At 67.7% G+C, this 17,817-nt stretch carries 13 protein-coding genes, 3 rRNA genes and 1 pseudogene; 3 read left to right on the top strand and 14 right to left on the bottom strand.

The features are described from left to right. Window positions 1-21: 21 nt before the first annotated feature. From recN to WEF05_05785, 4 genes are all read right to left on the bottom strand, one after another. The gene (gene recN, locus WEF05_05800; protein MEX1101398.1) at window positions 22-1,683 is read right to left on the bottom strand and encodes a DNA repair protein RecN; all 1,662 of its coding nucleotides are present in this window, start codon (window positions 1,681-1,683) and stop codon (window positions 22-24) included. Window positions 1,684-1,765: 82 nt separating this feature from the next. Further along, window positions 1,766-2,623, bottom strand: a complete 858-nt coding sequence (locus WEF05_05795; GenBank protein ID MEX1101397.1) for an NAD(+)/NADH kinase — start codon at window positions 2,621-2,623, stop codon at window positions 1,766-1,768. Next, window positions 2,620-3,432 carry a TlyA family RNA methyltransferase gene (locus WEF05_05790; GenBank protein MEX1101396.1) on the bottom strand — a complete coding sequence of 271 codons (813 nt, stop codon included), beginning with the start codon at window positions 3,430-3,432 and terminating at the stop codon, window positions 2,620-2,622. The genes WEF05_05795 and WEF05_05790 overlap by 4 nt, the downstream gene beginning before the upstream one ends. Before the next feature lie 20 nt (window positions 3,433-3,452). Continuing rightward, window positions 3,453-3,881 carry a hypothetical protein gene (locus tag WEF05_05785; GenBank protein ID MEX1101395.1) on the bottom strand — a complete coding sequence of 143 codons (429 nt, stop codon included), beginning with the start codon at window positions 3,879-3,881 and terminating at the stop codon, window positions 3,453-3,455. A gap of 189 nt (window positions 3,882-4,070) precedes the next feature. On the opposite strand from WEF05_05785, the gene WEF05_05780 reads away from it, so the two are divergent. Then, window positions 4,071-4,859, top strand: a complete 789-nt coding sequence (locus WEF05_05780; GenBank protein MEX1101394.1) for a rhomboid family intramembrane serine protease — start codon at window positions 4,071-4,073, stop codon at window positions 4,857-4,859. Here the strand turns inward: WEF05_05780 and WEF05_05775 are convergent. Both WEF05_05775 and WEF05_05770 read right to left on the bottom strand, forming a co-directional pair. After that, entirely contained in the window at window positions 4,856-5,683 is an 828-nt protein-coding gene (locus tag WEF05_05775) for an HAD-IIA family hydrolase (GenBank protein MEX1101393.1), read from the bottom strand. The genes WEF05_05780 and WEF05_05775 overlap by 4 nt on opposite strands. A 7-nt stretch (window positions 5,684-5,690) precedes the next feature. Then, on the bottom strand, window positions 5,691-6,152 hold the full coding sequence (locus tag WEF05_05770; protein ID MEX1101392.1) for a tetratricopeptide repeat protein: 462 nt from the start codon (window positions 6,150-6,152) through the stop codon (window positions 5,691-5,693). On the opposite strand from WEF05_05770, the gene WEF05_05765 reads away from it, so the two are divergent. After that, a complete protein-coding gene (locus tag WEF05_05765; GenBank protein MEX1101391.1) occupies window positions 6,130-7,317 on the top strand; it encodes a DUF1015 domain-containing protein in 1,188 nt (395 codons plus the stop codon). The genes WEF05_05770 and WEF05_05765 overlap by 23 nt on opposite strands. A gap of 82 nt (window positions 7,318-7,399) precedes the next feature. On the opposite strand, the pseudogene WEF05_05760 reads toward WEF05_05765, so the two are convergent. Together WEF05_05760 and WEF05_05755 are read right to left on the bottom strand one after the other, a co-directional pair. After that, a pseudogene (locus WEF05_05760) lies at window positions 7,400-7,654 on the bottom strand (single-stranded DNA-binding protein). A gap of 67 nt (window positions 7,655-7,721) precedes the next feature. After that, complete coding sequence (locus tag WEF05_05755; GenBank protein ID MEX1101390.1) at window positions 7,722-8,591, bottom strand: aminoglycoside phosphotransferase family protein; 870 nt, start codon at window positions 8,589-8,591, stop codon at window positions 7,722-7,724. Between the two features lie 243 nt (window positions 8,592-8,834). Here WEF05_05755 and WEF05_05750 point away from each other — a divergent pair, with 243 nt between their 5' ends. Further along, window positions 8,835-9,785, top strand: a complete 951-nt coding sequence (locus WEF05_05750) for an MBL fold metallo-hydrolase (GenBank protein MEX1101389.1) — start codon at window positions 8,835-8,837, stop codon at window positions 9,783-9,785. A gap of 17 nt (window positions 9,786-9,802) precedes the next feature. On the opposite strand, the gene WEF05_05745 is transcribed toward WEF05_05750, so the two are convergent. From WEF05_05745 to WEF05_05720, 6 genes are all read right to left on the bottom strand, one after another. Further along, the gene (locus WEF05_05745; protein MEX1101388.1) at window positions 9,803-10,600 is read right to left on the bottom strand and encodes a tetratricopeptide repeat protein; all 798 of its coding nucleotides are present in this window, start codon (window positions 10,598-10,600) and stop codon (window positions 9,803-9,805) included. A 96-nt stretch (window positions 10,601-10,696) separates the two neighbouring features. Continuing rightward, entirely contained in the window at window positions 10,697-11,689 is a 993-nt protein-coding gene (locus WEF05_05740; GenBank protein ID MEX1101387.1) for a metallophosphoesterase, read from the bottom strand. A gap of 14 nt (window positions 11,690-11,703) precedes the next feature. Continuing rightward, window positions 11,704-12,840 (bottom strand): PQQ-dependent sugar dehydrogenase, encoded by a 1,137-nt coding sequence (locus WEF05_05735; GenBank protein ID MEX1101386.1) that lies wholly within the window; start codon window positions 12,838-12,840, stop codon window positions 11,704-11,706. Between the two features lie 302 nt (window positions 12,841-13,142). Next, window positions 13,143-13,259 (bottom strand): 5S ribosomal RNA (rrf, locus tag WEF05_05730). 98 nt (window positions 13,260-13,357) lie between these two features. Then, window positions 13,358-16,458: ribosomal RNA gene (locus tag WEF05_05725) — 23S ribosomal RNA — on the bottom strand. A 158-nt stretch (window positions 16,459-16,616) separates the two neighbouring features. After that, a 16S ribosomal RNA gene (locus WEF05_05720) occupies window positions 16,617-17,817 on the bottom strand; the annotation flags it as partial.

Raw genomic sequence — 17,817 nt, 5'->3', positions numbered from 1 at the left:
GGTGGCCAGCGTAGCGAACGGTCAGTCCGTCGCGCCCCGGCTGCGCGTCGCCTCGGCCAGGAGCTCCTCGGCATGCACGGCCGCCGAATCGCTGTCCGGCAGACCGGAGAGCATCCGGGACAGCTCGCGGATCCGCGCGTCCGGATCGAGGACGGCGACCCGCGCGGTCCCGCCCCGCTTTCGGACGCTGAACTGCCGGTCGGCGAACGCGGCGATCTGGGGCAGATGCGTGACGACCACCACCTGCCGGGTCACCGCGATCCGCGCAAGCCGCCGCCCGACCGCGACCCCTGCCGTGCCTCCGATGCCGGCGTCGACCTCATCGAAGACGAGCGTCGGGACCTCGTCCAGGTCGGCCAGCACGCTGCGACACGCGAGCATCACGCGCGACAGTTCTCCTCCGGAGGCCGCGGCTCCCAGGGGCAACGCGCGTTGTCCCGGCCCTGCCGCCAGCAGGATCTCGACGTGCTCGGGGCCGCCCACCGAGGGCTCGTCGAGCGGATTGAACGCGAGCTCGATCGTCGCGCCCTGCATCCCGAGATCGACGATCTCGCGTTCGATCGATCGTGCGAGCGCCGGAGCAGCGTCGTGACGACCCGCCGTCACGACCGTGGCCGAGGTTGCGAGCTCGGCCTCCAGACGCATGCGTCGTTCGGTCAGGTCGCGTCGCTCGTCGTCGGCACCCTCGAGCAGCGAGAGACGTGCACGCGCCTCCTCGAGGTAGGCGAGCACCGCGGTCTCGTCGTCCCCGTACTTGCGTCGCAGGTCCCGCAACAGGGAGATGCGCCCGCGGAGTTGCTCCAGACCCTCCGGATCGATCGCGAGCGCCTCGGCGTGTTCGCGCGCGTCACGCGCCAGCTCGGATGCCTCCGCTGCGAGAGCCGCGGCGCGTTGCGCGAGCGGAGCGGCCGAGGCGTCGAGCGCGGCGGCTTCATCGAGCGCGGCGGCGGCCGCCCGCAGGCCGTCACCCGCACCCCCGTCGTCGGCGAGTCCGGCGGTGGCCGACGCCGCCAGCTCGACGAGGCGCTCGGCGTGGGCGAGGCGGGACTCCCCCGCCTCGAGCTCCGCGAGCTCCCCGGTCCCGGGCGCCACCCCTTCGATCTCGCGAACCTGATAGGCGAGCAGATCGATCTCACGCTCGCGATCGCGAGCGATCGTCGCCAGCTCGTCGAGCCGCACGCGGACGACCGCCAGTGCTCGTACCTGTGCGCGGTACCCCTCGAGCACAGAGAGATGGTCCGCCCCCACGAAGCGGTCGAGGAACCCCGCCTGGGCGGCGGGCTGCAGCAGCCGTTGCGCATCGTGCTGGCCGTGCACCTCCACGAGGTCGGGCCCCAGCGCGGCCAGCGCGGTGACCGTGGCCATCTGTCCGCCTATCCGGACCGAACTCTTCCCCTCGGCCGACACCGAACGGGTGAGGACGAGGCCTTCCGCGGGATCGTCGATCCACTCCTCGGCGCCGCCCGGGAGCGCGCCGTCGAACCGCGCACCGACCTTCGCCGCCGCAGTTCCCGAGCGGACGAGCGTGGACGAGGCGCGCCGCCCCAGGAGCAAGGACAGGCCGACGGTCACCATCGTCTTGCCCGCACCGGTTTCGCCGGTGAGGACGTTCAGTCCCGGATCGAGCTCGAGGTCGACGTCGTCGATCACCCCGAGCCCGGCGATGTGCAGCTCGCGAAGCACGTCCGCATCCTAGCCGGGGGCACCGACCGCGACGTGTCCGCACGACGTCCGCGCCACGTGGATCGCCCACCGCATGCGAGAGTCAGTCCCCGGGGAGGTCGAACTTCTCCCGAACGAGGCCGAGGAAGCTCGGGGCGTCGTCGCGCCGCACGAGGCGGAACGGCGTGTCGGCCGCCCGGATCCGCACGCGGGTGCCCACCGGCAGCCCGATCGTCTCTCGGCCGTCGGCGGACAGCAGGCCGTCGACCTCGCCGAGGACCTCGAGGATCACCTGCTCCCCCGGGTCCAGGACGAGCGTTCGGTCGAACACCATGTGCGCGGCCACCGGGGTCACGAGGAGGCAGTCCACGCTCGGCGACACGATCGGCCCGCGAACCGAGAACGAGTAGGCCGTCGAGCCGGTCGGCGTTGCGACGATCACCCCGTCCGCGGAGAACGTCGTGACGTAGGTGCCGTCGACCTCGACACCCAGCCGGACGAGACGGTGTCGCGCCTGCTTCTCCACCATGATCTCGTTCAGAGCCCACTGGGACTCGAATGCACCGGCCTCCGCGGGCTCGGCGACCACCGCGAGGCGCTCCTCGACACGGGCTCGCCCCATCACGGCCCGGCGCAACAACGGCCCTGCCTCGGCCGGCTCCACTTCGGTCAGGAACCCCATCCGGCCGACCTTGACCCCGAGTACCGGAACCCCCGCCCGAGCCGCCAGATGGGCAGCGCGCAGGAGCGTGCCGTCACCACCGACCGACACGATCAGATCCAAGCCCTCGGCGAACGAGGCCGCAGGCGCGCTCTCCTGGGCTCCGACGGCCGCCACGGCAGCCTGGCCCTCGACCTCGACGGTGGCCTCGCCCTCGGCCGCGCACGAGGCCACCAACTCCCGCGCCGCCTGCAGCGCGCGGTCGCGTCCCGCGTGCACGACGAAGCCCACCCGCTTCACGGAGCAGGCTCCCCAGCGAGTGAGCGTGCCGCCGCGATCGCCTCGTCGATCGCGATCCGCGATCCACCCTCCGCGGCGCCCGCGCGTCCCCACAACAGGAACTCGACGTTCCCGGCCGGCCCGAGCACGGATGAAGGCCACACCTGGCGCGGCCCGACGCCGGCCGCGGACAGCGCATCCACGGCCCGCTCGAGCGCGAGTGCCCAGACCCGGGGATCGCGAACGACACCGCCGGCCTCGACCTGGTCGCGCGACGCCTCGAACTGCGGTTTGACCAGCAGCACGAACGTTGCGTCCCGGCAGGCGAGTCCCGCGAGCGTGCCCACGACCGATCCGAGCGACACGAACGACAGATCTGCGACGACGAACGACGGGATGAACGGCAGCGCAGCCCGATCCAAGGTTCGGACGTTCGTCCGCTCGAACACGGTCACGCGCGGATCGGTGCGGAGCGACCACGCGAGGTCGCCGTAGCCCACGTCGACCGCGACCACTCGGGACGCACCGCGCCGCAGCAGGCAGTCGGTGAAGCCGCCGGTCGACGCCCCCGCATCGAGCGCGTCCAGCCCCTTCGGGTCGAGGGAGAAGCGCTCGAACGCGGCATCGAGCTTCTCCCCTCCGCGGGAGACGAAGGCCTCCGTCCGCGGCGCCGAGATCACGACCGCCTGATCGGTTCCCACCATCGTCGCGGGACCGGCCGCAGGGTTCCCGTCGACGAGCACACGTCCCTCGCCGATCGCAGCCTGCGCGGCTGCCGGATCGGAGACGAGGCGGCGGCGCACGAGCTCCGCGTCGAGTCTTCGGCGCATGCGGGTGTCCGCGCGGCGGATCAGCCGGCGCTCCCGGATCCGGCCGAGGAGTCCTTGGCGCTCGATCGCTTCGCCGTCGGCTTCGCACCCGATCGCGACGACGACTTCGTGTTTGAGCGTTTGGCCGCCGATGCCTTCGCGCTCGTCCGCTTGGCCGTCCCCGTTCCGGAGACCTTCTCCAGCTCCCGCACGCGGCGGCGCAGCGACTCCACCTCCTGGCGTGTCGCGAAGCCCGCGTTCTTCAATTGTCGCTTGACCTCTTGCTGGATCAGCTTGAGCAGCTTCTCGCGGTTCCGGGACGACCACTCGACCAGATCGTGCTGCACCTTCTGGAGCTGCTCCCGGCTCGCCCCGCCCTCGAGCAACCCCTTGGCGAGCTCCTTCGCCTTCGTGGGGCTGAGCTTGTCCACCGCAGCTCCCATGAACCTGCGCATGTCGCCTGACTGCATCGGGGCCTCCCGTCCGCTCCGTGGCGCGTCGTCGTGTCTCGGTGCCCACCCGCCGCGCCTGCACCGTTCCCGCACCCCACGGAGCTTCGCACACGGGTTCCGATGCAAGGATACCCCCCGGCCCGATGCCTGCTCACCACGTGCGTCTGCATGCGATCCCCGGTGCCCGGGCGGCGGTACGATCGCGCGGTGCTCCCCCTCCGGGACCGGAACCCCACGACCCGCACACCCTGGGTCACGATCGCCCTGATCGCGGCGAACGTAGCGATCTTCACCCTGTGGCAGCCCACCTTCGGACCCTCCGGAGAACAGACGACCTTCTACTACTGCGAGGGGCTCGTGCCGTGGGAGATCACGAACCGGACGAACCTCGCGAGCGGCGGCACACCGGCGCGCGAGGCGATCGACGACGACCTCGGGATCGGCAGTGGTGCCCCGGTCCAGACGACCTTGCGACGCGCATGTCCTGCCAAGTCGTGGTGGCTTCCCGTGGGCGCGTCGATGTTCCTCCATGCCGGATGGCTGCACCTGCTGGGGAACATGCTGTTCCTCTGGGTCTTCGGCCTCGGGGTGGAGGACCGGCTCGGTCCGTCACGGTTCCTGCTCCTGTACGTCTTCGGCGGGCTCGTCGCGGCCGCGCTCCAGATCGCGGTCGATCCCGGGGCGACCGTTCCCATGGTGGGAGCGTCGGGCGCGATCGGCGCGGTGCTCGGCGCGTACCTGGCGCTGTTCCCCCGCAACCGGATCCTCACCCTCGTGTTCGTGTTCGCGATCGTCGAGCTTCCGGCCGTGATCGTCCTCGTCTCGTGGTTCGTCCTCCAGCTGTTCGGTGGCGTCGGCGGCATCGCGAACGACCTCAGTGGGAACGTCGCGTACTGGGCCCACGTCGGCGGGTTCCTCGCCGGACTCGCGGTCGCATGGTTGCTGTTCGCCCGCCGCTCGGATCCGATGATCGGAGCTCCTCCGCGTCCGGACTAGGCCGGCCTCCGGTCAGGACGCACCACGCGGTCGGGCTCCGGGTCGGACAACAGCGCCCCGAGCGTCTGCGCCACATACGTCGGTATCACCGGACTCGCGCGTACCTCCTCCTGCGTGGACACACCGGTGAGGACGAGGAGCGAGTCCCACCCCAGACCGACGGCGCCGGCCACGTCCGTGTCGAGGCGGTCGCCCACCACCAGCACCGGACCTCCGCCCCCGGTCGCGGCCACCGCGGCCTCCAGCAACGCCGGGTGGGGCTTGCCGATGACCTCGGCGCGCGAGCCCGTCGTCGCCTCGATCACCGCCAGGAGCGCTCCCGCTCCCGGGGCGACCCCACCGGGCACCGGGTAGGAGGTGTCGGAGTTCGTCGCGACCAGCGTGGCGCCGCGCTGCACCTGCTCGGCGGCCACCCGCAGATCGGCGTAGGTCGTATCGCGATCGAGCCCGACGACGACGACGTCGACCGCGGACCCGTCCGAGGAGGCATCCCGCACCTCGATCCCGGCCGCCTGCAAGCTCGCCCGAAGCGCCGTCTCGCCGATCACGTAGGCCGATCGAACCGCCCGGGCGGCGAGCGTCTCGGCGGTCGCGATCGCGGACGTGACGACCTCCGCGGGATCCGCCTGAACACCGGCGCGCGCCAGGTGCCGTGCGACATCATCGGGTGCACGCGTAGCGTTGTTCGTCACGAACGCGATCCGTGACCCATGCTCCCGCACCCCGGCGATCGCCTCCGCGGCCCCGGGGATCGGCTCGTCACCGCGCACGATCGTCCCGTCGAGGTCGAGCAGCAGCACCGGGTATCGATCGACGAGGGCCATGGGATCGTCAGGCCGTCAGCCTGCGCAGCGCCCGACCGTAGGCGGGCACCGCGGGGTTCATCGCCTGCGCGAGCTTGGCATGGCCCAACGCCCGGGATCGCTGGCCCGTGCGCTCGCACGCCAACGCGAGCGCGAAGTGCGCGTAGTCGTCGGTCGGTTGCAGGGCGACGGCCTTGGTGAACTCGCGACGGGCGCGCCGAGCGTGACCGCTCATGAACAGGGCTCGACCGAGCGCCTCGCGGATCGACACCTTCTCGGGTTCCCTGGCCTTCGCGCGCGCGAGCACGGTCACCGCCTGATGGGGATGCCCGTCGCGCAGCAGCGCGACCCCACGCGCGTACAGGTCGTAGACCGAGCCAGGAGCGGCGAGTTCCGACCGCTCGGGCGCGCCAGGTCGGATCCCGCTCGGGGGCCACAGCGGATCGCTGCTGCTATACACGGGGTCCATGCCAGCGATCACGCCCTTCACCGGCCTTCTCTACGACGCCCGCCTGCTGGGGCCCGGTTCGTCCCTCACCGCGCCGCCGTACGACACCGTCGGTATCGACGCGCGTCGCGCGCTCGCGACCGATCCGCACAACGTCGTACACATCGATCTGTCGGAGGAACGACCCGGAGACGACGAGCACGACAACAAGTATACGCGTGCGGCCTCGCTCCTCGAGACCTGGCGACGGTCGAGGGTGCTGTGCCCGACCCCCGTCCCATCGACGTTCGTCTACGAGATGCGGTTCGAGCTCGACGGGGCGCCGCGCAGTATCCGGGGGTTGATCGCCACGGTCGAGTTGACCCCGTGGGGAGAGGGAGTGCTCCCCCACGAGGAGGTGATGCCCGGTCCGGTCGAGGATCGACTGCGTCTGCTCCGCGCACTTCGGGCGAACGTGTCGCCCGTGTACGCGTTGTATCCGGGCCCGCGACCCGCACTCACCGCCGCGCTCGACGAGGCCGCCAGAACCCTGCCGGCGATCGAGGTCACCGACGGGAGCGGTACGCGACATCGGCTGTGGACCCGACCCGGCCCCGCTCCCGATCCCCCGTCGGACGACGTGCTGTTGGTCGCCGACGGACACCACCGCTATACGACGGCGCTGCGCTACCGCGACGAGATGGGGTCCGCGCACGGTCCCGGTCCTTGGGACCGGCTGATGATGTTGCTGGTCGACGGGGCTACCGAGGATCCGCCCGTGCTGCCGATCCACCGTGTCGGCACCGCCGATCCTCCCGGCGACGTGGAGCTTCGACCGGCGAGGAACCGTGCCGAGGCGACCAGAGCGCTCTCCGACGGACCCGTCCCCACAATCGCGGTGCTCACCTCGGACGAGGGACGCGGGGGCGGCGAACCGATCTGGCACACCCTCGTCCTGCACGGACCCGCGCCCGCGGTCCGCGCGCTGCACCAGGTCCCGGGGTTCGCCAGACAGGTGGAGCAGGGGGAGATCCGGTTCACCCACGACGCGCAAGAAGCGGAGCACGCGGTGCGTGCCGGCGCGGCCAGGACCGCGTACCTGTTGCCCCCCACCACACCCGAACGGATCCGCGACGTCGTGGCGACCGGCCGCCGCATGCCGCAGAAGTCCACCTTCTTCTGGCCGAAGCCGCGAACCGGCATGGTGCTCCGCCCGCTGGAGGTCTAGGGCTCCCCTCCGTCGGCACCCGGATCGATGGGGGTGATCCGGGCGTCGCCGCGCTCCAGCTTCCGGATCCCTGGGCGACCACCTCCGTGATGCTCCGGGCCCCGGAACCGCTTCGGTAGAACCGACGGACGAGTTGCCCGTGCACGAGCACCGGGTCACCCTTCCCGATGCGCTCGAGCTCGGCGGGTCCGGTCGTGGCGTGCCACACCGCGACCGGGAGAGGGAGGAGCCGCCTGCCCGACTCGGGAACGGAGATCCTGAGCTCGGTCACCTGATCGCCGGACGGCAGCCGGCGGACCACCGGTTCCGCGGCGACGGTGCCCGCGAGGACCCTCACGGATCGGTTTGTGGCACCGGATCCTCCTGGGGGGACGGCCGCCTCGACAACCCATCGTGGCAAGAGCCTACGGATCACCGAGTCGGCTCATCACGATGTCGAGTGCCGGCCACGGCGGACCCTCGCGTAGGGCGCGTAGGAGTTCCCGCGCGGCTGGTTGCCCGTTCGGGAGCTGGTCACCTGGGTCCCAGCGCCACGCTGCGACCATCGCGAGAACCAGGATGCGGCACTCGCGGAGCAGGTCTTGATCAGCGTCCGGATAACGCCCGCTGACCTCTTCGGGCACATGGGCGAGGTCGAATTCGACAGGCCCACGGCAACACGTCTCGAGGTCGATGAACCGCAACCCGTTCTTCGTGCTGAGCACGTTGCCCGGATGCGGCTCGCCGTGCAGCAGCTGCTCGGGTGCGCCGCGGTCCTCGATCGCTCGTCTCGGGGTTCGCAACATGTTGCTGAGAAGCTCGCGGTCCGCGGCGGCGAGCGCCGGAGTGCGGTCGCTGCTCGCAACGAGCTGTTGAGCCTCCGCGACTCGATCCGTGAAGTGCGGCGCCGTGATATCGAGCGTCCGCATGCCGTCATGAAGCCGCTCGAGCGCATTTGCGTAATCGGCTGGTGAGACCTCGGGAGGTGCAACCGATTCGTAGTACGTCCACAGCGTTACCACGAAGCCGTCACGCTCGTAGACGCGCGGCTCCACTCGTGGCTCCAGAGCAGCCACAGGGCTCTCGGTTTCGGCGAGCCGTTGAGCAAGCTCGACCTCGAACTGTGCGACCTCCTGCCCTACATGTGCGACTCGCGCAAGGACGTCACAAGGCAGCAGACGGAGTGCGAGCTTGTTCGAGTCGTGAAGAACGACCGCGTCGTTGACTGTCAGGTCAAGCGCTGACGCGACCGACATGGCCGCAGCCACCGCACGCGGAACCTCTGATGCCTGAATCTTCGCCTCACCCCTCGTTGCTTTGCGCCGCGTCCGTCGTGTCCACGCATAGGCATGTTCGAACATGTTCGAGGTCACATGGGCCTTCAACGACCCGCGAGCACGACGACGTTGACCGTCACCATCGAAAGCTCCCTCCCTCGACGTTCGATGGAAGCTTACCGACCGGCACCGACGCACTCGTGTACCACCGGACTCGTGCACCGCCGCGTCGATGCGCACCCCGCGACTACACTCGACCCGATGCAGGACACGTTCGACGTCGCCCCGGGGATCTCTGCGATCGACACCCACATGCTCGACCGCTATCAGGTGACCTCCGCGTATCTCGTTCGCGGAGCCGAGCCGGCGCTGATCGAGACCGGTCCGGCAGCCTCCGCACCGTCGGTGCTCGCCGGTCTGCGGATGCTCGGGTTCGATCCCGGCGACCTCGCCCACCTCATCGTCACCCACATCCACCTCGACCACGCCGGCGGCGTCGGAACGCTCGCCGATGCGTTCCCGAGTGCGACGATCTGGGTCCATGAGCGCGGAGCTCCCCACCTCGCCGATCCGACGAAGCTCGTCGCCAGCACCGCGCGCGCCTACGGGGGGCTCGACCGGATCCGAAGCTTCTACGGTGATGTGCTCCCCGCCCCGGCGGACCGGATCCGCGCCGCCGGGGAGGGAGAGCGGATCTCGCTCGGGGACCGAACCCTCGACGTGTTCGAAACCCCCGGTCACGCGTCACACCATCTGTGCCTGGTCGACTCCGACACCGGCGCGGTGTTCACCGGTGACGCTCTCGGCGTGCACATCCCCGATGTCGGGGTCTTGCGACCCGCCGTTCCGCCGCCCGATGTCGACGTCGACGCCGGCGTGGCGAGTATCCGGCGGATCCGCGAACGCGGCCGCCTCTTGCTTCTGTCCCACTTCGGCTCGGTTGCCCCGGTCGAACACTTCTGCGAGCTCGCGGAGAAGCGGCTCCTGGCGTGGAGCGAGACCGTTCGCCGGGCGCTGCTGACAGACGCCGACGTCGAGGAGATCACCGACCTGCTCACCCAGCAGGGATCGCGGGAGTACGAAACCGATGCCGGCGAACCGATCGACATGGAGAAGTACGACGTGCTGTCGAGCATCCGGATGAACGGGGCAGGCTTGGCCCGCTACTGGTCCAAGCGACCCGATACCGACCCACCCTCGACGCCGGCGTAGACGTCCGGGCAGACCGTTCAGCCGCGGTCACGACCGCCTCGAGCCTTCGTACGGGACCGGGATCCTCGTCCTTGCCCGCGGGGCGGTCCCGAGCGGGCCCCGGCGGCCTCCAGCCGTGCGACCCGTTCCAGCACGTCGAACGCGCCGGCGTCGTGGCGGGCGACCTTCCTGAACTCGGTGAGCGCTTCGTCGAGCCGCCCGGCCTGTTCGAGGACGCTTCCGGTGACGTACCACACGCGGAGGGCCGGCCCCCTCCCGACCTCGGCATCGGTCTTCGCACGACGGAGCATCGCGAGTGCTTCGTCGTAGCGTCCCTGATCGGCGAGGGCGGAGGCCCCGACCACGATCGCTTCCGCCTTCACCTCGATCCCTAGCTCACGATCGCGCAACGCCTCGGTCACGAGAGCCACGGCCTTCTCGGGATGGCCGAGGGCTCGCTGGCAGTCGGCGATCACGTGGTTCTGGTCCTGCCGGCCGGAGAGTCGTCGGTACGCCTGGAGCTCGGTGAGCGCCTCGTGCCACTGCTCCTCTCCGTAGTGCGCCAGTCCGAGCACCTCTCGGACGACCCCGGCCCGGGGAGCCGATCGCTTGGCCTTGTCCGCCTCCCGGGCGGCGGCGCGGGGATCCCCGCGCTCGAGGAGCACGGTCGCGCGCTCGAGGTCGGCGATCGCCTCGTCGGCGCGTCCCGGCTTCGCCGCACGCCGAATCTCGCCCACCACGTCCTTCGGCAGGGTCGAGACCGCCGTCGAACGGCTCGGGCCGGCGGGACCGCGGCCACGACCGCGCGCCGGGCGAGGTTGGGAGGGGCGGGGCATGGGCCCCAGCCTACCTGCGGTGGACGGACACCTCCCGGCGCCGCGTCCGGGGAACCTGCCGGGCGAGGTGGCGACGAGCGCCCGATCGGCGCCCGGTCACACGCAGGATCCGGTTCCCTCGTCGAGGACGTTGCCCGCGATCGTCTCGAAGGCCCACGCGTACGAGCCCTCGGACAGCTCTAGGTGCAAGATCCCGTGTTTGCGGATCCGGCGCTCACTGTTCGGCGCGACGAAGTCCTGCTGGTGGATGTCCTTGCCGCCGGTCCCCACGATGAACTGCCGTATCCCCTTCGTGCTGTTCGCGACGAGCTTCGGGGTCATCGGTGCGAAGCGTTCGTAGGTGTGCTGATGCCCCACGAGGATCAGATCCGCGCGATCGCGGAACAGCGCCCGCCAGAACGTCTTCACCTTGGGGAACGACGGATCCCCCGCCGGCCCGACCGACGCGATCAGGGGGTGATGGAAGAACGCGAGGGTGCACGCGGAGTCATCCTCGGCGAGGTCGTCACGCAGCCATTCGACCTGCGGCGAGTCCACGGCGCAGTTGACGGGCGGGCACGTCGAGTTCAGCGAGACGAGATGCCAGGGACCGACGTCGGCCGAGTACCAACCCGGGGGTTGTGCCACCGAACCGAAGTAGTCGAAATAGCCTTGCGCTCCTGGCGTCCGATACTCGTGGTTGCCCGGGGCCGGGAGGGTGACACCGATCCCGCGGCCCCACGAAGGATCGTAGGAGCGCTCGAACTTCCGTAGCTTGCCGTCCTCGTACTGGACATCGCCGAGGATCAGCGCGGCCTCCACGTCGGGAGCGTCCACCCAGAGGTCGCTCGTGGCCATCTGCTTGCACCGGCCGTCTTTCCCCTGGCCCCCGTTGAAGTCCTCGTCGCGTGGATCGCACGCGATGTCCCCGGCAGCGATCACATGAGCGGACTCGGCGACGCCCATGGGGGCGGCACCTCGGCGCGTCGCATCGCCCGGTCCCTCCCCCGTCGCCCACGAGGGGGCCGAGAGCAGCCCGGCCGACACTACCGCGAGCAGCATCAATGCGAACGCACGTAGGCTGCGACGATCCCGCGGAACGATGGTCATCTCCCGCGCTCCGCTCAGACGCTCGTCAGCTCGAGGATCTGGTTCTCGTCGCTGAAGTAGATCGTTCCGTCCGGCCCGACCTCGACCGCCAGCACGGGACCACTGTTCGTCAGGATGTTCGTCCGCGACACGATCTTCCGGCGCATCTCGTTCGGCTCGAGCATCCGGATCCGTCGATCGTTGAACGAGCCCGCGAAGAGCATCCCCTCCGCCTCGGCGCCGAGACCGCACCCGTCGCAGAACGCGATGCCGGTCGGGGTGACGACCGCCTTGAAGAACGAGGCGGGCAGCACCGGGTTCGGGCCATCCTGGTTCGTGTTCCGAGGCGCCTTCGGCGGCGTGACGCACGTCGCGTTCTGCCCCCACCCGAAGTTGCGGCCCTTGAGCAGCCGGTTGATCTCGTCGTTGCACTCAGGGCCCGCCTCTGTCTGCCAGATCTTCCCGGTGAGGGGGTCGGTGGTCAGACCGATCCCGTTGCGCATGCCGTAGGCGTAGATCCGCGCGTCGATCCCGGCCTGCCCGACGAACGGGTTGTCGGCGGGGGTCGTGCCGTCATCGTTGAGACGCAGGACCTTGCCGAACGGGTTGGCGCGGTTCTGCGCGGCCGTCGCGATCCCGTGGTTACCGACGAAAACGTAGAGCTTGCCGTCGGGACCGAAGTGCAGGCGCCCGCCGTTGTGCGCCGGGCCGGGGGTGCTGACGAACAGGACCGTGGGCTTGCCCATCGCGACCCCACCGACCGACGTGTAGCGGAGCAGCTGGTTGCGGATCTTCGTCCCGCCGCCCTGTTTCGGAAGGATCCGCGTCGCGAAGGCGTACACGTACGGGGTCGCCGGGTAGTCCGGGTGCAGCGCCACGTTGATCAGACCCTGCTCCTGCTCCTCCCCGACGGTGCCCACGTCCACGAAGAGCGTGTCGGAGTCGTCGGTGGGATCGAACCAGCGGATCTCGCCCGTGAACCGTTCCCCGTACAGGAACGTGCCGTCGTCGGCCACGTCGAAGGTAACCGGGATGTCCAGGCCACCGGCGATCTCCTGCGCGCCGATCGCCGCTCCGGCCGACCCCGGTGCCGTCAAGAGAGCTCCGACGATCCCCAGGGCGGCGATCGATCCGATCAAACGGCGCCGAGCGCCTCGCGTGTGACGTCCCATGATCTCCGATTCCTTCCGCGGGTAACCGCTGGCTCGCATGTTCTTTGCGGTCGGGGTGAACCCCCGGCCGTCCCCGCCCGACCGCGGGGAAAACCTCGTCCCGATCGACCGGGACGCACCCGACCATCCTCCCGGGTCGGGGCCCCGGATGACAAGGGACCAAGGGCTAGGTCTTCCGGCCGATGGACCGAGGCGCGACACCTCAGAGGCGTGCCCATCACGAACGAAAGCCGCCCGACGTCTGGGCGGCGTGCCCACCACGAACGAAAGCCGCCCGACGTCTGGGCGGCTTTCGTGAAGATGTCCGGCGGCGACCTACTCTCCCACCCCGTCACCAGGGCAGTACCATCGGCGCTGGAGGGCTTAACGTCCGGGTTCGGGATGGGACCGGGTGGATCCCCTCCGCCATTGCCACCGAAACCCTTGCTCGAAAGCGACGCCGGCAGGTGCCGGCGACGCCTCGAAGAAGGAGGGTGCGAGTCCCGATGACCTCGGAACTCCAGAGCGAGCGCGAGTAAGAGTCAAGTCCTCGGCCTATTAGTACCGGTCGGCTCAACACGTCGCCGTGCTTCCACCTCCGGCCTATCAACCTCGTGGTCTACGAGGGGCCTTACCTGGTTTCCCAGTGGGAGATCTCATCTTGAGGCGAGCTTCGCACTTAGATGCTTTCAGCGCTTATCCCTTCCGAACGTGGCTAACCAGCCGTGCCGCTGGCGCGACAACTGGCACACCAGAGGTTCGTCCGCCCCGGTCCTCTCGTACTAGGGGCAGCTCCTCTCAGATCTCCTGCGCCCACAGCGGATAGGGACCGAACTGTCTCACGACGTTCTAAACCCAGCTCGCGTGCCTCTTTAACGGGCGAACAGCCCGACCCTTGGGACCTGCTCCAGCCCCAGGATGAGACGAGCCGACATCGAGGTGCCAAACCATCCCGTCGATATGGACTCTTGGGGAAGATCAGCCTGTTATCCCCGGGGTACCTTTTAGCCGTTGAGCGACGACCCTACCACTAGGCGTCGTCGGATCACTAGGCCCTGCTTTCGCACCTGCTCGACCCGTCGGTCTCGCAGTCAAGCTCCCTTGTGCCCTTGCACTCGCCGTCTGATTGCCAACCAGACTGAGGGAACCTTTGGGCGCCTCCGTTACTCTTTAGGAGGCAACCGCCCCAGTCAAACTGCCCACCAGGCGCTGTTCCCCACCCGGATCACGGGCGAGGGTTAGGGTCTCAACAAGTGTAGGGCGGTATTTCAAGGGTGGCTCCACCCTCACCGGAATGAGGGCTTCGCAGCCTCCCGCCTATCCTACGCAACACATGCCAAAACCCAACACCAAGCTGCAGTAAAGGTCCCGGGGTCTTTCCGTCCTGCTGCGGGTAACGAGCATCTTTACTCGTAGTGCAATTTCGCCGAGTCTCCGGTTGAGACAGCGCCCAAGTCGTTACGCCATTCGTGCAGGTCGGAACTTACCCGACAAGGAATTTCGCTACCTTAGGACCCTTATAGTTAGGGCCGCCGTTTACCGGCGCTTAGATTCGGAGCTTCGATCCGAAGATCTAACCCCTCCTCTTAACGTTCCGGCACCGGGCAGGCGTCAGTCCGTATACGTCGTCTTACGACTTAGCACGGACCTGTGTTTTTAGTAAACAGTCGCTTGGGCCTGGTTTGTGCCACCGCATCGCGCTTCGGACGCGAAGTCCTACACGCTAGCGCGGTCCCCCTTCTCCCGAAGTTACGGGGGTAATTTGCCGAGTTCCTTAACCAGAGTTATCTCGATCGCCTTCGCATTCTCTGCGTGCCCACCTGTGTCGGTTTGGGGTACGGGCACCTCATCCACTCGCTAGAGGCTTTTCTCGGCAGCATGGGATCACTCGCTTCACCTAGAACGGTTCGGCATCGCGTCTCAGGGTTGACGGCCTCCCGGATTTGCCTGGGTGGCCCCCCTACACGCTTACCCCAGGACAACCAACGCCTGGGTCGAGCTACCCTCCTGCGTCCCCCCTTCGCTGGCCTAGTACCAGGTGGGTCGGTAGCCCCCGAAGGGGTTCCCTTAGCGACCTGGATTCGGCCGGGGCGCGGATGAAGTGGTACTGGAATATCAACCAGTCGTCCATCGCCTACGCCTCTCGGCCTCGGCTTAGGTCCCGACTAACCCTGGGCGGATGAACCTTCCCCAGGAACCCTTGGGCATCCGGCGGACGGGCTCCTCCCCCGTCTCTCGCTACTCATGCCGGCATTCTCACTTCCCAGGCGTCCACGACTGGGTTGCCCCGCCGCTTCACTCGCCTGGGAACGCTCCCCTACCGATCGACCGATCTGGACGCATGGGGCCTCCCCCGTGCGCCGAACCATCTGGCCGATCCCGCAGCTTCGGTGTCGTGCTTGAGCCCCGTTACATTGTCGGCGCAAGACCACTTGACCAGTGAGCTGTTACGCACTCTTTCAAGGGTGGCTGCTTCTAAGCCAACCTCCTGGTTGTCTGGGCGATCTCACATCCTTTACCACTTAGCACGAACTTAGGGACCTTAGCTGGCGATCTGGGTTGTTTCCCTCTCGGACACGGAGCTTAGCCCCCGCGCCCTCACTCCCGGGCTCTGGTCCAGCGGCATTCGGAGTTTGCCTGAGTTCGGTAAGCTTGTAGGCTCCCTAGCCCAAGCAGTGCTCTACCTCCGCTGGAGAACGCCCGAGGCTGCCCCTAAAGGCATTTCGGGGAGAACCAGCTATCACCGAGTTTGATTGGCCTTTCACCCCTAACCACAGGTCATCCCCCAGGTTTTCAACCCTGGTGGGTTCGGTCCTCCACGAGGTCTTACCCCCGCTTCAACCTGCCCATGGCTAGATCACTCGGTTTCGGGTCTTGGACCCGCGACTGTGCGCCCATTTCGGACTCGCTTTCGCTTCGGCTTCGTCAGGAGACTTAACCTCGCCGCAGATCGCAAACTCGCCGGCTCATTCTTCAAAAGGCACGCCGTCACTCTAACTGGTTGCCCAGCAAGAGCTCCGACAGCTTGTAGGCTCACGGTTTCAGGTACTCTTTCACTCCCCTCCCGGGGTACTTTTCACCTTTCCCTCACGGTACTGGTTCACTATCGGTCGCCAGGGAGTGCTGAGCCTTAGGGGGTGGGCCCCCCAGATTCACACGGAATTCCACGGGCTCCGTGCTACTCGGGATCCCCGCGAGGAGGCCGATCGCCTTTCGCCTACAGGGCTGTTACCTGCTGCGGCGGCCCTTTCCATGGCCTTCGGCTAGGTGTCGGCTTTGTAACTCCTTCGATCCACCGGTATGGATCGGTGCGGGTCCCACGACCCCGACACGGCAACGCCACCGGGCTATCACACCGTGTCGGTTTAGGCTGTTCCCCGTTCGCTCGCCACTACTAGGGGAGTCGCGGTTGCTTTTCCTTCCTCGCCCTACTGAGATGTTTCACTTCGGGCGGTTCCCTCCTCGTGTCCTATGTATTCAGACACGGGTGACTGGGCATGACCCCAGCCGGGTTTCCCCATTCGGACACCCCCGGATCAAAGCTCTCTTAGCAGCTCCCCGAGGCTTTTCGCAGCTAGACGCGTCCTTCGTCGGCTCCTGGCGCCAAGGCATCCACCGTAAGCCCTTAATAACTTGACTGTAGATGCTCGCGCTCGCTCTGTAGTTCTCAAGGTGCAATCGAGAGCTCGCACCCTCGGAGCTGAACAGTGTGCCGACCCAGTGCGCCCTCAACCAGGTGCCTTCCCGCGAGCCGCCGGACGGATGCCGGCGGTGCGGATGTGCCAAAGGCTCCTTAGAAAGGAGGTGATCCAGCCGCACCTTCCGGTACGGCTACCTTGTTACGACTTCACCCCAATCGCGAGTCCCACCTTCGACGGCTCCCTCCCAAGGGTTGGGCCACCGGCTTCGGGTGTTACCCACTTTCGTGGTGTGACGGGCGGTGTGTACAAGGCCCGAGAACGCATTCACCGCAGCGTTGCTGATCTGCGATTACTAGCGACTCCAGCTTCACGAGGTCGAGTTGCAGACCTCGATCCGAACTGAGCGTGGCTTTGTGGGATTCGCTCCCCCTTACGGGATCGCAGCCCTCTGTACCACGCATTGTAGCATGTGTGCAGCCCTGGACATAAGGGGCATGATGACTTGACGTCATCCCCACCTTCCTCCGGTTTGGCACCGGCAGTCTCCCTAGAGTTCCCGGCATGATCCGCTGGCAACTAAGGACAGGGGTTGCGCTCGTTGCGCCACTTAAGGCAACACCTCACGGCACGAGCTGACGACAGCCATGCACCACCTGTGCGGGCTCCGTAGAGCACCGTGTTTCCACGGCTTTACCCCGCATGTCAAGCCCAGGTAAGGTTCTTCGCGTTGCGTCGAATTAAGCCACATGCTCCGCCGCTTGTGCGGGCCCCCGTCAATTCCTTTGAGTTTTAGCCTTGCGGCCGTACTCCCCAGGCGGGGTGCTTAATGCGTTAGCTACGGCACGGACGGGGTTGATAACCGCCCACACCTAGCACCCAACGTTTACGGCTAGGACTACCAGGGTATCTAATCCTGTTCGCTCCCCTAGCTTTCGCACCTCAGCGTCAGGTAAGGCCCAGAGATCCGCCTTCGCCACCGGTGTTCCTCCTGATATCTGCGCATTCCACCGCTACACCAGGAATTCCGATCTCCCCTACCTACCTCGAGCCCGGCAGTATCGGGTGCAGTTCCGGAGTTGAGCTCCGGGATTTCACATCCGACTTACCGGGCCGCCTACGCGCGCTTTACGCCCAATGAATCCGGACAACGCTCGCTCCCTACGTCTCACCGCGGCTGCTGGCACGTAGTTAGCCGGAGCTTCTTCTGCAGGTACCGTCACTTTCGCTTCGTCCCTGCCGAAAGGGGTTTACAACCCGAGGGCCTTCATCCCCCACGCGGCGTCGCTGCGTCAAGCTTTCGCTCATTGCGCAAGATTCCCCACTGCTGCCTCCCGTAGGAGTCTGGGCCGTGTCTCAG

This window comes from Actinomycetota bacterium, assembly GCA_040881665.1.
GTDB lineage: Bacteria > Actinomycetota > UBA4738 > UBA4738 > HRBIN12 > JBBDWR01.
Note: the sequence above shows the minus strand (reverse complement) of the source record. Positions and strands in the feature narration are given on the sequence as shown.